At 72.0% G+C, this 16,808-nt stretch carries 16 protein-coding genes; 7 read left to right on the forward strand and 9 right to left on the reverse strand.

The window, feature by feature from the left end; translation table 11 throughout:
• The first annotated feature begins 11 nt into the window (after positions 1-11).
• Entirely contained in the window at positions 12-452 is a 441-nt protein-coding gene (locus Dvina_RS35340; RefSeq protein WP_223106254.1) for a hypothetical protein, read from the forward strand.
• A 96-nt stretch (positions 453-548) separates the two neighbouring features.
• Here the strand turns inward: Dvina_RS35340 and Dvina_RS35345 are convergent, their stop codons facing one another.
• Entirely contained in the window at positions 549-1,973 is a 1,425-nt protein-coding gene (locus Dvina_RS35345; RefSeq protein WP_223093614.1) for a WD40 repeat domain-containing protein, read from the reverse strand.
• 177 nt (positions 1,974-2,150) lie between these two features.
• Here Dvina_RS35345 and Dvina_RS35350 point away from each other — a divergent pair, with 177 nt between their 5' ends.
• The 3 genes from Dvina_RS35350 to Dvina_RS35360 all read left to right on the forward strand — a co-directional run bounded on the left by Dvina_RS35350 (position 2,151) and on the right by Dvina_RS35360 (position 3,652).
• On the forward strand, positions 2,151-2,552 hold the full coding sequence (locus tag Dvina_RS35350; protein WP_223093615.1) for an HIT family protein: 402 nt from the start codon (positions 2,151-2,153) through the stop codon (positions 2,550-2,552).
• A gap of 81 nt (positions 2,553-2,633) precedes the next feature.
• Positions 2,634-3,245: a hypothetical protein gene (locus Dvina_RS35355; protein WP_223093616.1), complete on the forward strand. Its 612-nt coding sequence runs from the start codon at positions 2,634-2,636 to the stop codon at positions 3,243-3,245.
• A gap of 11 nt (positions 3,246-3,256) precedes the next feature.
• Positions 3,257-3,652, forward strand: coding sequence for a DUF4240 domain-containing protein (locus Dvina_RS35360; protein WP_223093617.1), 396 nt, complete (start codon positions 3,257-3,259; stop codon positions 3,650-3,652).
• 9 nt (positions 3,653-3,661) lie between these two features.
• Here the strand turns inward: Dvina_RS35360 and Dvina_RS35365 are convergent, their stop codons facing one another.
• The 4 genes from Dvina_RS35365 to Dvina_RS35380 all read right to left on the reverse strand — a co-directional run bounded on the left by Dvina_RS35365 (position 3,662) and on the right by Dvina_RS35380 (position 7,612).
• Positions 3,662-4,471: an alpha/beta hydrolase family protein gene (locus Dvina_RS35365; RefSeq protein WP_223105885.1), complete on the reverse strand. Its 810-nt coding sequence runs from the start codon at positions 4,469-4,471 to the stop codon at positions 3,662-3,664.
• Positions 4,472-4,604: 133 nt separating this feature from the next.
• Positions 4,605-5,987 carry a hypothetical protein gene (locus tag Dvina_RS35370; RefSeq protein WP_223093618.1) on the reverse strand — a complete coding sequence of 461 codons (1,383 nt, stop codon included), beginning with the start codon at positions 5,985-5,987 and terminating at the stop codon, positions 4,605-4,607.
• Position 5,988: 1 nt separating this feature from the next.
• Positions 5,989-6,651: a zinc ribbon domain-containing protein gene (locus Dvina_RS35375; protein ID WP_223093619.1), complete on the reverse strand. Its 663-nt coding sequence runs from the start codon at positions 6,649-6,651 to the stop codon at positions 5,989-5,991.
• A gap of 142 nt (positions 6,652-6,793) precedes the next feature.
• Positions 6,794-7,612: an NAD(P)H-binding protein gene (locus Dvina_RS35380; protein ID WP_223093620.1), complete on the reverse strand. Its 819-nt coding sequence runs from the start codon at positions 7,610-7,612 to the stop codon at positions 6,794-6,796.
• 96 nt (positions 7,613-7,708) lie between these two features.
• Here Dvina_RS35380 and Dvina_RS35385 point away from each other — a divergent pair, with 96 nt between their 5' ends.
• On the forward strand, positions 7,709-8,074 hold the full coding sequence (locus tag Dvina_RS35385; protein WP_246655531.1) for a winged helix-turn-helix transcriptional regulator: 366 nt from the start codon (positions 7,709-7,711) through the stop codon (positions 8,072-8,074).
• On the opposite strand, the gene Dvina_RS35390 is transcribed toward Dvina_RS35385, so the two are convergent.
• The gene (locus Dvina_RS35390) at positions 8,054-8,827 is read right to left on the reverse strand and encodes an MBL fold metallo-hydrolase (protein WP_223093622.1); all 774 of its coding nucleotides are present in this window, start codon (positions 8,825-8,827) and stop codon (positions 8,054-8,056) included. The genes Dvina_RS35385 and Dvina_RS35390 overlap by 21 nt on opposite strands.
• A gap of 90 nt (positions 8,828-8,917) precedes the next feature.
• Positions 8,918-9,064: a hypothetical protein gene (locus Dvina_RS35395; protein WP_223093623.1), complete on the reverse strand. Its 147-nt coding sequence runs from the start codon at positions 9,062-9,064 to the stop codon at positions 8,918-8,920.
• A gap of 81 nt (positions 9,065-9,145) precedes the next feature.
• Between Dvina_RS35395 and Dvina_RS35400 the strand changes: the two genes are divergently transcribed.
• Positions 9,146-10,177 carry an LLM class flavin-dependent oxidoreductase gene (locus tag Dvina_RS35400; protein ID WP_223093624.1) on the forward strand — a complete coding sequence of 344 codons (1,032 nt, stop codon included), beginning with the start codon at positions 9,146-9,148 and terminating at the stop codon, positions 10,175-10,177.
• Positions 10,178-10,278: 101 nt separating this feature from the next.
• Here the strand turns inward: Dvina_RS35400 and Dvina_RS35405 are convergent, their stop codons facing one another.
• The gene (locus tag Dvina_RS35405) at positions 10,279-12,213 is read right to left on the reverse strand and encodes a DUF6541 family protein (RefSeq protein ID WP_223093625.1); all 1,935 of its coding nucleotides are present in this window, start codon (positions 12,211-12,213) and stop codon (positions 10,279-10,281) included.
• A gap of 184 nt (positions 12,214-12,397) precedes the next feature.
• Here Dvina_RS35405 and Dvina_RS35410 point away from each other — a divergent pair, with 184 nt between their 5' ends.
• Positions 12,398-13,057: a class I SAM-dependent methyltransferase gene (locus tag Dvina_RS35410; RefSeq protein ID WP_223105886.1), complete on the forward strand. Its 660-nt coding sequence runs from the start codon at positions 12,398-12,400 to the stop codon at positions 13,055-13,057.
• A gap of 1,644 nt (positions 13,058-14,701) precedes the next feature.
• Here the strand turns inward: Dvina_RS35410 and ligA are convergent.
• Positions 14,702-16,795: an NAD-dependent DNA ligase LigA gene (gene ligA / locus Dvina_RS35415; RefSeq protein ID WP_223093626.1), complete on the reverse strand. Its 2,094-nt coding sequence runs from the start codon at positions 16,793-16,795 to the stop codon at positions 14,702-14,704.
• Positions 16,796-16,808: the final 13 nt, after the last annotated feature.

Below are 16,808 nucleotides of genomic sequence, written 5' to 3' on the forward strand. Positions count from 1 at the left end.
CCGTTTCGGGGATGGCCCTGCCGAGCCCGGACGAGCTGCGGGACGCGACGTGTGTCGCCTGCCCCGGCCAGTCCCTGCCGCTCGGCGCGTTCGACGTCGCGGCACGCCCCGGCCCGGCGATCCCGTACAGCCCCGAGCACGGTCACCGGGTCGCGGCCGGCACCGGCGCGCCGACGTGCGTCCACCCGTACCGTGTCGGCGTCCCACCGGCGCCGTACGCGTCGGCCGGCGCACCACTGCCCGCCGCGGACACGCCGGCACCACCGGTCCGCCCGGCCGATCTGGAGCTCCCGGCCGACCCGACGCTGCTGGAGGCGTGGCTGATCGCCGTGCTCCGGGCCGCTCCGCCGGCGCTGCTGGCCCGCACACTGCACCGGGCCGAGGCCGCGGCCCTGGAACGGTTCCACCCGGCGGACGTCACGGCCGCACTGCGCCGCGCACTGCACGGCTGATGCCCGCCCGGCCGCCCCGCCCGGATAGGGGCCAGAAGCCGGTCAACCGACGGTCGGGGCGCAGACCGGCGCCGGGCGAGTCATGCGCCGTGCGAATCAGCGGTACGGGCCCAGCGCCGGCCCGCCACCGCCGCCGCGGCGCCGGAGGTCGGCTTCCAGGTCTGCGGCGCGCACCGCGGCCCGGCGGCGGCTGAGGTACAGGGCGAACAGCAGCGCCGCCGCGATCAGCGCCGCGACCAGCATGCGCAGCGACCACGGCCACGGCCCCCGGTCCGGCGACCCGGCCGGGCGCACGGTCAGCTCCGGCACCAGCCCGGTCGCCAGCTGCAGGTCCAAGATCTCACAGTGCTGCATCCCGAGCTCACAGCTCAGCCCCGGGTCGAACCGTGACAACACCCGCCGCTCCCCCGACGCCAGCGCCACCTCGGCCAGCTCCAGCTCGTGGCCGCCCGGTGCGACCGCCACCACCAGGTGATCGGCGTCCCGCCAGCCCAGGACCCGCACGACATCGGCCGCCGGGGCCGGCGGTGGCGGCGCGCCCGGGGTGAGCGCGACGAAGCCCACGTCCCCGCCGCTCACGGCCACGCCCAGGACCGTCCCGTCGTCGGAGGCGGTGCCGTCCCACGGCACGGTCGCCAGCAGCCGCCCGTCGACCGACCAGCCCACGCGAGGAGCCAGACCGCGGCCGGGCGCGACGGTCACGACCCGGTCCTCGTGACCATCCAACTGCAGCAGGTGTACCCGCTGAGCCTCCTGAACAGCCACCCGTGCACTGTCCGGAGCAAACGCCGCCGCCGACGGGCGCCGCACGGACGCGAACTCGCGGCTGTCGCCGGTCGACAGGTCCAGCAGGCGCAGCGTGCCGCCCTGCTGCACGTCGTACCCGACAGTGCCGCCGTCGCCGGGGGCCGGGTCCCGGGTCGTGGCGCTGTAGGCGACGTACCGGCCGTCCGGCGACCACGCCAGCAGCCGGACCTCGAGTGCACCGCCGAGCGGCACCGACCGTTCCCGGCCGGTGGTGAGGTCGACCAGGAGCAGGTCGGGGGTCGGCCCGGCGTCGTCGCCGAGGAGCACGCGGGTGCCGTCCGGGGCCAGCAGGCCCGCGGGGCGGCCGCGCCGGTCCCAGTCGTCGATCCGCCGGTACGTGTCCGCGTCCGCCCCGACGACCAGCTGCTGGAACATCGTGAGGAGCGCACCGCTGCCGTACCCGTACAGCGCCACGGCCCGCCCCGGAGCCGAGCGCTGCACGGTGCTGGTGAACACCGAGTACCCGGCGAAGCGGTCCGGCACGGTGGCCGCGGTGTGGCGGCCCGGGTGGGTCGGCGGTGCCGGACGGACCCGTGGCGGTACACCCGGCAGCACAATGGCGACGAAGACCAGCAGCACGGCCGTCCCCGCCGCGGCGGCCCCGATGCGGCGGCGCCGGACGGCACGGCGGCCACGGGCGATCACCCGGTCGAGGTAGTCCTCGGTGAACGGCGGGCCGGGGTCACCCGGCAGCAACGCAAAGAGCTCCTGCATCCGTCCGCCTCCCGTACGTCAGGCAACCTCGGCCTTCGCCCATGTAAAGGGCGCCGGCACCCGATTCGGTTCGACGGTGAACCGAAGCATTCGCCGCCCACCGGCTCACGGCATAGACGTTCGCTGCGCCCGCCGCGTTGCGGCCACCGCGATTGCGGGAACGTAAGGTGGGAGCCCATGAGCAGTGTCTTCTCGAAGATCCTCGCCGGTGAGCTGCCGGGCCGGTTCGTCTGGCAGGACGACGACGTCGCCGCGTTCCTGAGCATCGCCCCGCTGCGCCCCGGGCACACGCTCGTCGTGCCCCGGGCGGAGATCGATCAGTGGACCGACGCCGAGCCGGAGCTGTTCGGCAAGTGCACGGCGGTCGCGCACACGATCGGCCGGGCCGTGCGCCGGGCCTGGGACGCACCGCGGGCCGGGCTGCTCATCGCCGGGTTCGAGGTGCCGCACGTGCACCTGCACGTCTTCCCCGCGTGGGGCATGGACGACTTCGACTTCGCCCGGGCCGATCAGCACCCGGACCCGGCCGCGCTCGACGAGGCGGCCGAGAAGATCCGGGCCGCGCTCCGGGAGCTCTAGGGACAGAACATCCAGTGCAGCTCGACCGTGGGCTCGCCGATGCGCGGTCATCATCGCAGCCGGAGCGGGTATACCGATCATGTGCGGCTGCGCTTTGACGGATGGATCGCCGGGATCGGCACGGCGAGCGGGACTCGGCTGGTGCTCGGGCACTGGCCGCGGTCGCCGTTCGGCCCGGTCAGCGATGTGATGGTCGAGCACGCGGACGGCCGGCGGGTCCTGCTCGCGCCGTCCGCGGAGCTCGGCGAGTTCATCGCGGCCACATACGGGTTCGACGAGGTGAACGTCGTGCCCGTCACCGTGCACCGGGACCGGGACTGGACCGTGACGGCGGGCCCGCTCGCGCTGCGGTTCACGACCGGGCCGCGGCGGGCGCTGGGCCGGCTGCTGCGCGCGGTACCACCGGGCATCGCCCGGCAGCCGCTGTGGGTGCGGGCCATCGACCTCCCGGCCCGCCTGGTCATGCCCGGTGTGCGGACGCACGGGAGCGCCGGGAACGGCCGGCGCGAGTGGTACGGCGTGCAGGACCTCCACCCCGTCGCCGCCGCCACCGCAGCCTGGGACGGCGCCGGCCTGGGAGCGTTCACGGACGTGGACCCGCCGGTCCGGTTCGGGTTCGGGTCGACACCCCGCCACCCGGCGTTGGCCCGGGTCACCACCACTGTCGATGTCCCGGACACCATGACCATCTAGTCTCCCGGCCCGTGGATGTCACGTACGACCTGTGGGGAGCCGCGCACCAGATCATGGACGGCCGGTGCCCGGCCGGCGGCCTCCTGGAGTTCCAGTGCTGGCTCGCCGCCATCCTGGACCCGGACGAGTACGCGCGGGTCGTCGCCGCGCCGGACACCCTCGCCGACGTGCCCGCGATCCGGCGGCTGGCCGGGCGGGAGACGTGGGACTGGACCGATGACGAATGGCCCCGGCGCCGGCGGCCGGGGCGCACCGGCGACGGGCCGCCGAGCGGCGAGCCGCAGCCGGAGCTGAGCGGCGAGCCGTGGGACTTCGACGACCCGCGGCAGGTGGCCCACCGGCTGCCCCGGCTCGGGCGGATGTTCCCGCGCATCGGCGAGGTGCACGAGCACGGGAACATCCGGTGACCCGGGACCTCAGCAGGCGTTGGACCGGAAGTCCGACACCGCCACACCGCTGAACCCGCAGGTGAACGGGGTGAACCGGGAGTCCTGGCTGACCCACCGCTTGAACCAGGCGACCAGCGCGCGCGAGGCCGTCGCGTTCGTGGTCTGCGGGAAGAAGTGGCTCTGCCCGGTGAGCTCGACGTACGTCTTCGGGCCGGCCAGGGTGTTGTAGAACGGGATCGAGTGGCTCGCCACCGGGGCGACGGTGTCGGCCTGGCCGCCGACGATGAGCACCGGCTCGCTGACGTTGTTCCAGGTCTTGTCCGTGTTCCAGGGTGCGAGCGGCACGCCGGCCTTCACCAGGCCCGTCGTGTCGGCGGCGAGGGCCTCCAGGGTGCCGCCGCCGCCCATGGAGTGCCCGGCCACGCCGCGGCGGCTGCCGTCGACGTGCGAGCGCACCGCCGTGGGTGAGGAGTTCACGGCCCAGTTGAGCGCGGCCAGCAGCTGGTTGCCGCGGCTGGCCGGCTGGTCGTAGATCGAGTTGGTCTCGATCCCGACGACGACGAAGCCCCACGAGGACAGGCGGGGCCCGATCCAGGCCAGGCTCGACCAGGTGGCGGTGAAGCCGGGCGAGATCGCGATGACCGGATACGTCCCGGCCGCGGTCGGGTAGTACACGCGGCCGCCGCCGAAGCCGCTGACCGTGCTGGAGATGCTCGCCGAGGTGGTGGCGAAGCTGCCGTTGCCGGTGATGTTGGATGCGGTCGGCGCCTGGCCGATCTGATCGGCGTGGGCCGGGGCGGTTGTTACGGCGAGGGATCCGCCGACGAGGCTGAGCATGAGCCCGACCCGCAGGGCGAGCCGGATGGCGGGGGTGTTTCGCACCGTTGTCTCCCGGGTGATGAGGGAATACTGCGATGCGCGTCAGTGTGTCCAGGCACGGTGGCCGCCGGGATCCGTGAAATCGCCAGTCTCAGCGCGGCAACCGGGTGCGCCAGCCCTCCGTGTGCACGACTCGGCTCTGGAAGCGTTCCCGCAGCACCCGCAGTGCGGGCAGGCGCTCAGCGGCCTTGCGGTACTGCGACCCCGCCGACGTCGCGTCGGCGTAGATCCCCTCGACTCGGAAGCCCACCAGGTCGAGAGCGCGGTTGAGCTGGGCCAGCTGGTCGGCGTCGCGGCAGCTGAAGACGTACGTGGCGTGGTCGGCCTCGTTGAGCACCTCGTAGACCAGGTGGCCGGAGGGTGTCAGGACGAGCAGGAAGGCCAGGACGGCCGCGGTGTCCAGCGCGGCGTAGTCGGTGTGCGCGGGCGTGACCGGCTGGTGCTGGAACACGTCCCGGGGCAGGTGCGGGCCGCCGGCGTACGAGCTCTGGAACCCGCCGAGCATGCCGTAGGCCAGGGCCGGGCCGAAGGAGTCGAACGGCCCGTCGAAGCCCGACATCATGCCCGCGGCGAACATGCCCGCCGCGCCGGACGCGAACGAACCGGCGTGCGCATCGTGGTCGAGCACGATGGGCTTGGCCGAGTCGCGCCACGGACCCGCTCCCGAGCCGGCGCGCTGGACCGAGACGGTCTGCTTGAAGCCCAGCCAGGTCTGGCCCAGCCCGAGCAGGTGCTGGGCGCCGGCCGCACGGTCCGGGAGGCAGGCGGCCTCGAGCAGGGCCGGGAAGACCGTCGGCTCCACCGCTTCGAGGCCGGCCCGGGGCGCGGCCAGCCCGTCGCGCAGCAGCCCCGCGACCGAGCGCAGGGCGACCGGGCCGAGGCCGGGCAGGAGCGCGGCCAGGAAGTGGGCCGTGCGGCCCGACGCGGCGGCCGTGCGCGCACGGAGCAGGTCGAGGAACTCGGTGGTGCGCCGGGCCAGGCGGCCGATCGTGACCGGTGGGCGGCCCGGCACGTCGAGGCTGATGGTGTAGCCGGAGGCGTCGGTCGTGACGCCCTTGATGAACGGGTACGGGTACTTGTCGGCGAGCCCGGCGCCGGGAACGCTCACGAGCGCGTCGTCGTACAGCCGCAGCTCGGCCTCGACGCCGTCGACGACTGCGTTGAACGCCTCGGGTGTGCCGACGCCGTCGAGGAGCAGGACCCGCTCGGTGTCGGCGACGCGGGCCTCCGACAGCTCGGCGAGCAGCTGGGTGCGCATCACGCCGAGCCGGCTGAGCTCGAGCCGGGCGCCGTCGGCGAGCGTGAGCATGACGACGTACGGCTGCGGCTCCTGCAGTTCGACGATGTCCCCGGGCGCCACCCGCAGCAGCGTGCCGTGCTCGGGCGTGACGACGAGCGCGCCGCCGGCCATCTCGGCGGTGCCACCGCCCTCGTCGAGCAGGGCACCGCCGTCGGCGATCAGCCGGTAGTACACGTCAGGCCGTCGACGTGCCGCATTCGGCGCAGAACATCGCACCGGGCTGGGTCGGCGTGCCGCAGTTGCCGCAGAACCGCTTCTGCTGCTGCGGAGCCGCGGCCAGCGGGGTGCCGCAGTGCTGGCAGAACTTGCCGCCGCCGGTCTCGTTCATGCACGACGGGCAGCGCCCGACGGCCTGGTCGCGGTAGTTGACGTCACGGGTCCAGTCGACCTGGTTGATCCGCTCGTGCAGCTGGTTGACCTGGGCGGACGCCTGCATGCCGGCGATCTCCTGGTCGAGGCGGGGCGCACACGAGGTACACAGGCCGCGCTCGTGGTTCCAGCACACCTGCTGGCACACCCACTGGCCGCAGCGGTGGCACTGCGTGAAGTACACCTGCATCTCTTCGGCCGCTTTGGCCAGGGCCTTGTCCCGGGTCGAGCCGCGCAGCCCGTCGCGCATCCACTCGGCGTCCCAGCCGAGCTGCGACGCCTTGCTGCCGACCTCACCGCCGAGCAGGTCGCCGCCCATCTTCAGCAGCTTCCCGCCGAATCCGGTCACGGAGTGCTGGAACGACGAGGAGTACCCGTTGCCGCACCGCATGCAGTTGAACTCGAACTGGTACCCCTCGCGGGTCGAGTGGTCCGAGTAGTTGTTGGTGAACGGCACCATGCCAGCCATCGGCGACTAACCCCTTGTTCGACTGCAACCAGTGTTCCTCCTTTTTTGTACCTGTTGCCCGCCGTTCGCATGATCGGCAAGTCGGTCATACGACATCGCCTGATCGGTCGTCCCACCGCCCTGACCTGGCAACCGTGACGTACTACTGCACGGTTGTGTCAATGTCCTGGAACACCGCACGGTGCCGCCCGGCCCACTCCTGGAACGACCGGGCCGGGCGGCCCAGGACCCGCTCCACGTCCCGGCTGACCGCCTGCTCCTCCGGCAGCGGCCGGCCGAGGATGGCCAGGGTGCCGTCGACGACGGGCGCGGGCATGAACGCGAGCATCCGCTCCCGGGCCTCGTCGGGCGTGAGCTCCACCAGTTCGAGCTCGGCACCTATCGCGTCGCCGATCGCCCGGAGCCGCTCCTGCGGAGTGGTCGCCGCGGGCCCGGTCAGCACGTACGTCTGCCCGTGGTGGTCGTCCAGCAGCGCCGCCGCGGCGACCTCGGCGACGTCGGCGGGATCGACAATCGGCAGTGCGACGTGGGCGTACGGCGAGTAGGCCCGCTTCGCCGCCCGAATCGTGTCGGCCCAGGCGAACGCATTGCTCGCGAAACCGCCCGGGCGCAGCACGGTCCAGCGCAGGCCCGAGCCCTTCACGAGGTCCTCGAGCGCCTTGAGGGGCGCGTGTGACGGCGCGGTGGAGCGGGTCCCGGCGGCCTGGGACGACAGCAGCACGATGTGCTGCAACCCCGCAGCCTGTACCTCCCTGAGCAGCGCGGCCCCGTCGAAAGCGCCCGGGACCAGCAGAAAGAGCGCGTCGGCGCCCTCCAGCGCCGGCCGCAGGCTCTCCGGCCGGGCCAGGTCCATCGACCCCGGGCCGCGCCGGGTCACCGGCCGCACCGGCTGCCCCGCCTCATTGAGCGCCCGCACGAGGGGTCGCCCGACATTCCCTGTCGCACCGGTCACCACGATCATCAGCTGCTCCTTTGCGCGCGTCCTGCGGTTGCGCTGGGAAAGCTAACATCGTGGAAATAGTAGGTACCTAGAGGAAAGTGGCTATGGATTGTGACTGTGCATTCGGATAGCGAAGCCTGCCCGATCACGCCGGTGGTCGACATCGTGTTCAGCCGCTGGACGACGCCGATCCTGTGGTCGCTGCACAACCACGGCCGCCAGCGCTTCTCGGAGCTGGAGCGGGGTATCGGCGGCATCACCGCGAAGGTGCTCACCCAGCGGCTGCGCCAGCTCGAACGCGACGGCCTGGTCGCGCGCACCTATACGCCACAGATCCCGCCGCGGGTGGAGTACGAGATCACCGAACTGGGTCGTAGCCTCGGCCCGCTCTTCCATCACCTGACCGAGTGGGCCGTGACGAACCTGCCGGCCGTCGGCACGGCCCGGGCGGAGTACGACGGCTCAGGCCGGCCCCGGCCCTGACACCGGCAGGTCGATGCGCAGGCCCGGGCGGGCCACGGCGAGCGGCCCCTTCCAGCCGGCCGACTCGGCCGCGGCGAGGTGGGCAGCGGGATCGCTCCCGGGCCAGAGGTGCGTGAGCCACAGCGCACCCACGCCGGCCCGGGCGGCCACCGCACCCGCGTCCCGGGCCGAGCTGAGGTTGCCCAGGCGGGCCGCCGGGACCTCGTCGGCGTACGTGGCCTCGGCCAGCAGGAGATCGGCGCCCGCGGCCAGGTCGTCGAGCGCCGCGCACGGCCCGCTGTCGCCGGTGTACGTCACGGTCGCCCCGCCCGCCGTGATGCGCAGCCCGGCGCTGGGCACGAAGTGCGGCAGCCGTGCGGTCCGCACGGTGAACGGCCCGATGCTCAGGGTCGCGCCCGGCTCGAACTCGTGGAGCACGGAGGCGCCGTCGAGCATCCCGGGCTCGTCGAGGGCCAGCACGGCGTCGAGGGCACCGGGCGGGCAGAACAGGGGCAACGGCGGCGGCTGTACCGCACCGGCGCCGAGCCGGCGCGCCCGCAGCAGCGGATTCACGTCGGCACAGTGGTCCGGGTGGCCGTGGGTCACCACGACCGCGCCGACCGCCCCGGGGTCCCAGCCGGCCTGCAGCGCCATCACCGTCGCGTATCCGGGGTCGGCCAGCAGCACGAACCCGTCGTGCTCGAGGACATAACCGGAGCAACCGGCCACTGGTTCGGGATAGGCGCCGACGCCGCCGATGATCGTGAGCCGCACGGCGGCAGCGTACTCTGACCGGCCCAGCCGCACACCGTGCAAAGGCCCACCCGGCACCGTGCGGTGCCGGGTGGGCCTCGACAGGCGGTGCTACGCGGTGATGACCGGCCACGCATAGGCCAGCAGCGCGAACGCCGCGGCGGCCAGAGCGAGATTGAAGCCACGCACCGGAACGGGCAGCGCGGCGACGACGAGCAGGATAATGGCGATCAGGTAGAGCACGGCCTGTGCCGACATATGAGCCTCCGGGAAGGGGTTCGGACTGGTCGATCCATACCCGCGGCACCGTCCACAGTAAACACTCAAGGGAGCGCACCCATGCCCGCAGCCGGTCAGCCCTTGCGCAAGCTGGGCTTTCTCACCATCGGACTGTTCGACCCGGCCGAGCCCGCGGCCGGTCACGAGGCCACCCTCGAGGTCATCGCGCTCGGCGAGCGGCTCGGGTTCGACAGCGCCTGGATGCGCCACCGGCACCTGCAGCACGGGATCAGCTCCCCGCTCACGCTGCTCGCCGCCGCCTCCCAGCGCACGTCGCGGATCGAGCTGGGCACCGCCGTCACGCCGCTGGGCTGGGAGAATCCGCTGCGGCTGGCCGAGGACCTGGCCACCGTCGACCTCCTGTCGGGCGGCCGGCTCAACCCCGGCCTCAGCGTCGGGCCGCCGATGCACTACGAACGCGTGCGCGACGCGCTGTATCCGGACACCGCGGACGCCGAGGACTTCACGTACGCCCGGCTCGAGCGCCTCCTGGACCTCGTCGCCGGGAAGCCGGCGAGTGACTTCTCCGGCACCGAGGGTTTCGAGGTGTTCTCCAGCCGCGTCGAGCCGCACTCAGCGGGGCTGCGCGCCCGGATGTGGTACGGCGGCGGCAGTCTCCGCTCGGCCCAGTGGGCCGGCGAGCACGGCATGAACTTCCTGACGAGCAGCGTGGTGAAGGCCGAGGACCCGGACGATCCGGCCCCCGACTTCGCGGCGATCCAGCTCGCTCACGTGCGGGCGTTCCGGGCCGCGCACCCCGACGGGGACCGGGCCCGGGTCTCGCAGGGCCTGGTCGTCATCCCCACCGACTCGGCCACGGCGGCCCAGCGCGAGAAGTACGCCGAGTACGTCGCCAAGCGCACGCCCCGCACCGCCACCCCGCAGGGCCCGGCCCGCATGATGTTCGCCCGCGACCTGGTCGGCCCGGCCGAGCAGATCGCCGCCGAACTGCACGCCCACGCCGCGTTCCGGGAGATCGACGAGGTGGCCTTCGCCCTGCCGTTCACGTTCGAGCACGAGGACTACGTGCAGATCCTCACCGACATCGCCGGGAAGCTGGGCCCCGCCCTCGGCTGGCGGCCGGCCGGCTGAGCACCTTGCCGGAAGTCCTGTCCGCCGGGCCGACTCAGACGGCCCAACTCGGACGGCCGGGCCATCGCCTGCTTCCGGTGACGGCCCGCGTTGCCTGTCGGTCAGGACGTGACCTTGTAGACCCAGACGTCGACCACGTGCTTGCCCGGGCCGAAGAGCTGATCGGCGGTCTGGCGCACGGCCTCGCTGTTGCCGTGCTGGTCGGGCAGGACCAGGTAGTCGGCCTTCCAGTACGCCAGGTCCAGCTTCGCCATGGCCTTCTGGTCCGGGGTGATCACGGGGACCGTGCCGTCGGTGGCGGCGGAGTTCATCAGCTGCATGGTCGGGCGGGTCGGGGCGTTGAAGATGGCCACCTTCTCCGGGTCGTCCGGGTTGGGGACGAGGAAGTAGCCACCGGCGATCTTGAAGTCCAGGCCCGCCGCGGTGGACCAGCGCATGGCGTCCAGGCCCTCGAACCAGCCCAGCGGGATGGCCACGACCGTCGAGTTCTCCGGGATCTCGGCGCGCCAGGCATTGGTACTGAAGAACGCCGGGATCGGGGCGCGGGGCGAGGCCGGTTGCGGGGTCGGGATGAGGGGTACCAGGGCGATGGCCAGCGCCGCGGCCCACAGCCAGCGGGCGACAGGCGTGGTCTCCTCGGCCTGCGGGCGGACGTCGGTTTTGACGCCCACCGCGCCTTCCGACGTTTCCGGCAACGCGGACTCATCGGCGACGAGCGTGCCGCCGCCACCCCCACCACTACCGCCACCGACCCCGCCCGCGTCCCCACCGAGAGGACCGTCAGCCGCGTCGTCGGCGTCCGGGCCGGCCGGGACCGGCTCGGCCGAGGTGGCCGGCAGGCCGACGATGAAGCGGTCGACGACCATCGCCAGGATGACGCCGAGCAGCGGTGCGATCGCGACCCCCATGCGGGTGGGGACGACCGAGTCGAACAGCGGCAGTTCGTGGACCCAGTTCCACGGGCCGTGCCAGCCGGTCTCCTCGCCCTTGTACTTGATCACCGTCCCCAGCGAGAGCAGCGAGAACACGAGTGCCGTGATGAACAGCGCGCGCGCCGCCCGCTGGCGCCAGAGGGCGACCGTCCCGGCCAGCAGCAGGCCCAGCAGCGGCCAGCCGAAGAAGGTGTTCTCCTCGGTCGGCCCGCCCATCTTGTCGATCACCGACAGATCGTCGGGCGCCATGATGGAGCGGCGGCTGAACTCCTTGAACGAGGCCAGGTCCGTGCTGAAACCGTGCACGAAGTCGGGCAGGCCGCGGTACGCCTGCGGGCCGAAGAACTGGTGGTACAGCGGATAGGCCAGAAGCACACCGGCCGCGGCCGCGCCGATCAGGATCGCGGGCAGCGCGGCGCGCACGGACGGCAGATACTCGCGCGGGTGCAGGTACGCCAGCAGGAAGATCAGCAGCGCCACCGCCGTGAGGAACAGGACCTCCTCGTTGATGAAGCACTGGTAGAGCACCACGGCGCCCAGGACCAGGCCCCGGCGCACCGCCGAGCCCGGCTCGCGCAGGCGCAGGATGTTCCAGACGATGAACGGGATCAGGAACTGCCCGGCGATGTTCGGGTGCGCCGTGCTCTGCGAGATCATCGACGGGGCGAATCCGCAGAAGAGTCCACCGATGTACGCGGCGGCCCGCGATCTGACAACATGGCGGGAAAGAATGAAATACCACGCGATCGCGGTGCCGGCGAGAGCGATGGTGTCCATGAGCACCAAAGTGACGCCGGCGCCGAACAGTAACGTGATCGGCGCGAACGGTAGCGCAAGTCCGAGAACGGAAGTGTTCGCCATGAGATTGACGCCGTCCGGCGCATTTAGTTGATCGGTGAAGAACGGGTTGTCACCGTGAGTGAAGAGGCGTGCCGCATGCGTCAGCACCCACTCGAAGAAGATCTGATCCTGCGCGTTGTCGGCGAACATCCGACCCTGTGGATCGGCCCACAGGTGCTGGAGTACCAGCACCGAGCACACGACATAACTGAGCAGCGCGGCCGCCGCGGCCCGGACCTCGCGGGTCTTCTCCCCGAATTTCACGGTGACACCATAGTTGCCGTCCGAAGTGCGCCGCAGGGGCTGGCGGGGGACTATCAACGCCGATACACTACGCCAGTTCTGCCAGACATGATCAGTATTCACGTAGGGGTGCAGAGTGCCGAATCCGGACGCGGCAATCCTCGGAGACCAGGCCATCCAGTCGGAGGTGCTCGAGGGCCTGGCGATGGCGGTGAACCATCGCAAATGGTTCGTGGCGTTCGCGACGCCCTACCTCGGTGACCATCCGATCGAGGTCTCCGCGGGTCTCGGCGACTACGCCGCGGAGTGGCTCCAGCACACCGAGAAGATGTCGCTGACCGAGGCGGACTCGGGCCGGATCGTCGCGCTCAAGGAGCGCTTCTCCGACCACCCCGGCGTTTCCGTCCGCGAGCTGCTCCTGCCGAGCGAGGTCAACGGCGACCACAGCGCCGCGATCTCGTACAACGTGCTCGAGCACATCGACGACGACATCGGCGGCCTGCGCACGATGAAGTCGCTGGTCCGCCCGGGCGGCTACATCATCAACGTGGTGCCGGCCTTCCCGTTCGCCATGGGCCCGGCCGACATCGCCACCGGCCACGTGCGCCGCTACACCAAGAAGACGATGCGCGCGGCCATGAACGCGGCCGACATCGAGATCGTCAAGCTGCACTACGCCAACTCGCTCGGCCTCATCGGGTACTACGTGTCGACCTGCCTCCTCAAGCAGATGCCCGGCCCCGGCCCGATCGTCAAGTTCTACGACAGCACGGTCGCCCCGATGACCCGGCTCATGGAGAAGGCGTTCAACCCGCCCTTCGGCCAGTCGGTGATCGCGATCGGCCGCCGCCCGCTCAACGGCTGACACCAGCAAACTTCCGCGCCCCAGGGGTCATTCCCTGGGGCGTTTTGCTGTCTCGAGGGCGTACCGCCAAGCGCCAACTTCCACAATTGTCACTCGACTGTCATACCGCCCCCGCCGTCCCGCGATATCACGAAATGTCCGACGTCCCCGCCGCCCGGGCCGCTCTTGCACCAGCCATCAACCAACTCGCGCCCCGACCACCCTGTCGCCGCGGGCGCAAAATTCAAGCCGAACGGCCAGGAAAACACCATCTGAAGCGCGTACATTTCACGCGACCTTCGTCCCATCTTCCGGACCCTCCGGCGCCAAGCGCAGCGTCAGCCCCTGCCGCAGCCGCACAGGACCACCTGGTCCACCCGTGCCGCACGCACGGCCAGGCATGCTCGCGTGGTCACTGGACCAGCCGAAGCACACCCGCCCGTACGCCGATCCGGCACCCCATCACCGCCCTGCCCACCCAGGCTGCCGTAGACGGAGCGCCGTCACGCTCGCGGCCAACGAGGACACCACCTCGTCGCTCACACAGGCAGACGACCAACTCCCGGACGCCCACACACCGGCGTCCCCCGGCACGCCCTACGCCGGATCGCCCATATCCGGGCCGCTAACCGCCACAAGGCACAGCCCCGCGCACGAGTCCATCCCGAGTAGGACACAGCCAAATCCGTGCGCAGTCACAGCACGGACACTTCCCCGTGCACGAGCACGAAGCACAGGAACGAGCACGGGACACGGGCCACGCGGCACGGGGGCACGAGCACGGAGCACAGGAACGAGCACGGGACACGGGCCACGCGGCACGGGGGCACGAGCACGGAGCACAGGAACGAGCGCGGGACACGGATACGGAGCAAAGAAACGAGCACGGAGCACGGGACACGCGGCACGGGGAACGCGGAACGCGCACGGGCACGGACACGGAGCACGGGCACAGGCACGCGGCACGGAGCGCGGGCACGCGGCACCGGGCACGATCGCGGAGCACGGGCATGGAGACGGGCAGAGGCACGGACGCAACCCAGTGCGACACGGATACGGGCGCGGCACGCCGCGAATCAGCGGAAACGAACCCAGCAAGGTCTCTCCGCCACCCCACCGCCCGACCCTTCTGGCCGCCGCTGGTGGACCTGCGGCGGGCAGTGCGTTGGCGCGAGGCTGTGAGCGGCAGGCGCTGCGGCTTGGGCGCCGGCTGCAGACGCGGCATTGATGGCGGGCCTGCACGGCTACGGGTCGGCGCGCGCCTGTGGGCGACGGGCCACGGGTCGCGTCGGCTGTAAATGCGGCATGGACGGTGGCCCCGCACGGCTACTGATCGACGCGCGATCATCCGCAAGCATGGGGCTGCGAATGGCATGCGCTGCGAGTGCGCCATGGATAGTGGGCCGCACGGGTTACGGGGCGGTGCGCGGATTGCGGGGCGGCGCAACGGTTGCGGGGCAGTGCACGCCGCGGCGGCGGAGGTTGTGGGTTGGCGTGCGCTGTGGTCGACGGAGCCGCGGATTGGCTTGGGTATGGGTGACGGCCGCGCGGATTGGCTTGAGGCGTGGGCGACGAAGCGCGGATTGGCTTGAGGCGGGGCGACAAAGCGCGAATTGGCATGGGGTTTGGGTGGTGAGGGTTGCGGGTTGGGGTTGGGGGGCGGGGTTAGAGGCCGGAGGCTTGGACGAGTTCGGCGAAGGCTTCGGCGGGCATGATGGTGACGCCTAGTGCTTCGGCTTTTGCGGCCTTTGAGCCGGCGCCCTCGCCCACGACGACCAGGTCGGTCTTCTTGGAGACGGAGCCGGAGGAGCGGCCGCCCAGGCGTTCTACGGCCTCGTTGCCCTCGTTGCGGGTCAGGCCGGGGACCGAGCCCGTCACGACCACAGTCATCGGGGTGCCGTCCTCCTTCTGCAGGGGTAGCCGAGCCCCTGGCGTGGCCAGGGTGCCGTCCGCATCGGCGCCGGCCGCGGAGAGGTTGGTGGCGGAAGGGTCGGTGGCGGCGGGAGCGGACGGGTCGGCCGGGGTGGGGCGGGGGCGGTAGGTCGGTTCGGTCATGTTGACGCCGCGCTCGGCCAGGCGGGCGATGACCGGGGCGAGCTCGACCAGCTCGGCGGCGATGGTGACGGCGCGCTCCGGGCCTACCGCGTCGACCTCCTGCAGTTCCAGCGGGGTGGCGGCCAGCAGGGCGTCCATGGTGCCGAAGTGGGTGGCCAGGCGGCGGGACATGGAGCGGCCCGTCATGCGCACGCCGAGGCCGGTCAGCACCCGGCCGAGTGGCTGGGACTTCGAGGCCTGGATGGCGGTCACGAGCTTGGTCGCCGAGACCTCGCCCATGCGGTCGAAGGCGCTCAGCGTCGGTACGTCCAAGTCGTACAGATCGGCCGGGTCGGTGACGCGCCCGGAGGCGATGAGCATGTCGATGATCTTGCCGCCGAGGCCCTCGATGTCGAGGCAGTCGCGGCTGGCGTAGTACGAGAGGGCTTCGCGGGCGCCGCAGGCGCGGCCGGTCGTGCACCGCCAGCGCTTCTGGGTGCGGTCGATCTCGCCGCCGCAGCGGGGGCAGTGCGCGGGCGGCTCGAACGGGACGGAGTCGGCGGGGCGCTCGTCGAGCTTGGCTCCGGTGATCTCGGGGATGACGTCGCCCGCGCGGCGGACGAAGACGGTGTCGCCGGCGCGGACGTTGCGCCGGACCAGGTCGTCGAAGTTGTGCAGGGTGGCCGAGGTGACGATGACGCCGCTGATCTGGACCGGCTCCAGGACGGCGACGGGCGTGATGACGCCGGTCCGGCCGATCTGGACCTCGATGGCCTTCAGGCGCGTGGTGCGGGTGTCGGCCGGGAACTTATAGGCGATGCCCCAGCGCGGTGCCCGGCTGCCCGAGCCGGCCTGGTCGCGGTCGGCGGGGTCGTCGGCCTTGATGACGGCGCCGTCGATGCCGTAGCCGAGGGTCGCCCGGCCCTCGCTGAGCTCCTTCACCGCGACCAGGATCTCGTCGATCGTCGCGCACACCGGGCCGCCACCGGTCGAGGCGACGCCGAGGCGCTGCAGCTCGGCCATGGCGGCGGAGTGCGGGCCGTCGCCGAGGCCGCGCACACCGTAGGCCAGGAACGACATCGGCGCGTCGTAGGTGCGGTCCTGGGCGCGCAGAGTGCCGGCGGCGGCGCTGCGAGGGTGGGCGAAGGGCGGCTCGCCGGTGCCGGTGCGCATGGCGTTGGCGACCTCGAAGTCGGCGTCGGTCATGAAGACCTCGCCGCGGACCTCGATGGTGAGCGGCTCGGTCAGCCGCTCGGGCAGGCCCGCGGCCCGCCGGGCCTGGCCGGTGACGTCCTCGCCGGCCCGCCCGTCGCCGCGGGTGGCCACCTGGACCAGGCGCCCGTCCTCGTAGCGGGCCGCGACGGCCAGGCCGTCGATCTTCGGCTCCACCGTGTAACCGGCGGCGGGGCGGCCGAGCAGTTTGTCGAGGCGGGCCGCCCACCGGCGCAGGGAGTCCTCGTCGAACACGTTGTCGAGGCTCAGCATCGGCTCGCTGTGCACCACGTCGCCGACGACGCCCCCGCCGGCCGCGACGACCTCGGTCGGGGAGTCCTCCGGCTTCCACTGCGGGTGCGCCTCCTCGGTGGCCGCGATCCGATGCATCAGCGCGTCGTAGTCCGCATCGTCCATCGCCAGGTCCGGCCCGCTGTAGTAGGCGGCCGCGGCCGTCCTGACCTGCTCGATGGCGGTGCGGTAGTCGGACCTGGTGTCGAATGCGTCGGCCATGTCCGGAGCCTAC

The organism is Dactylosporangium vinaceum, assembly GCF_019904175.1.
In the GTDB taxonomy this organism is placed as follows: domain Bacteria; phylum Actinomycetota; class Actinomycetes; order Mycobacteriales; family Micromonosporaceae; genus Dactylosporangium; species Dactylosporangium vinaceum.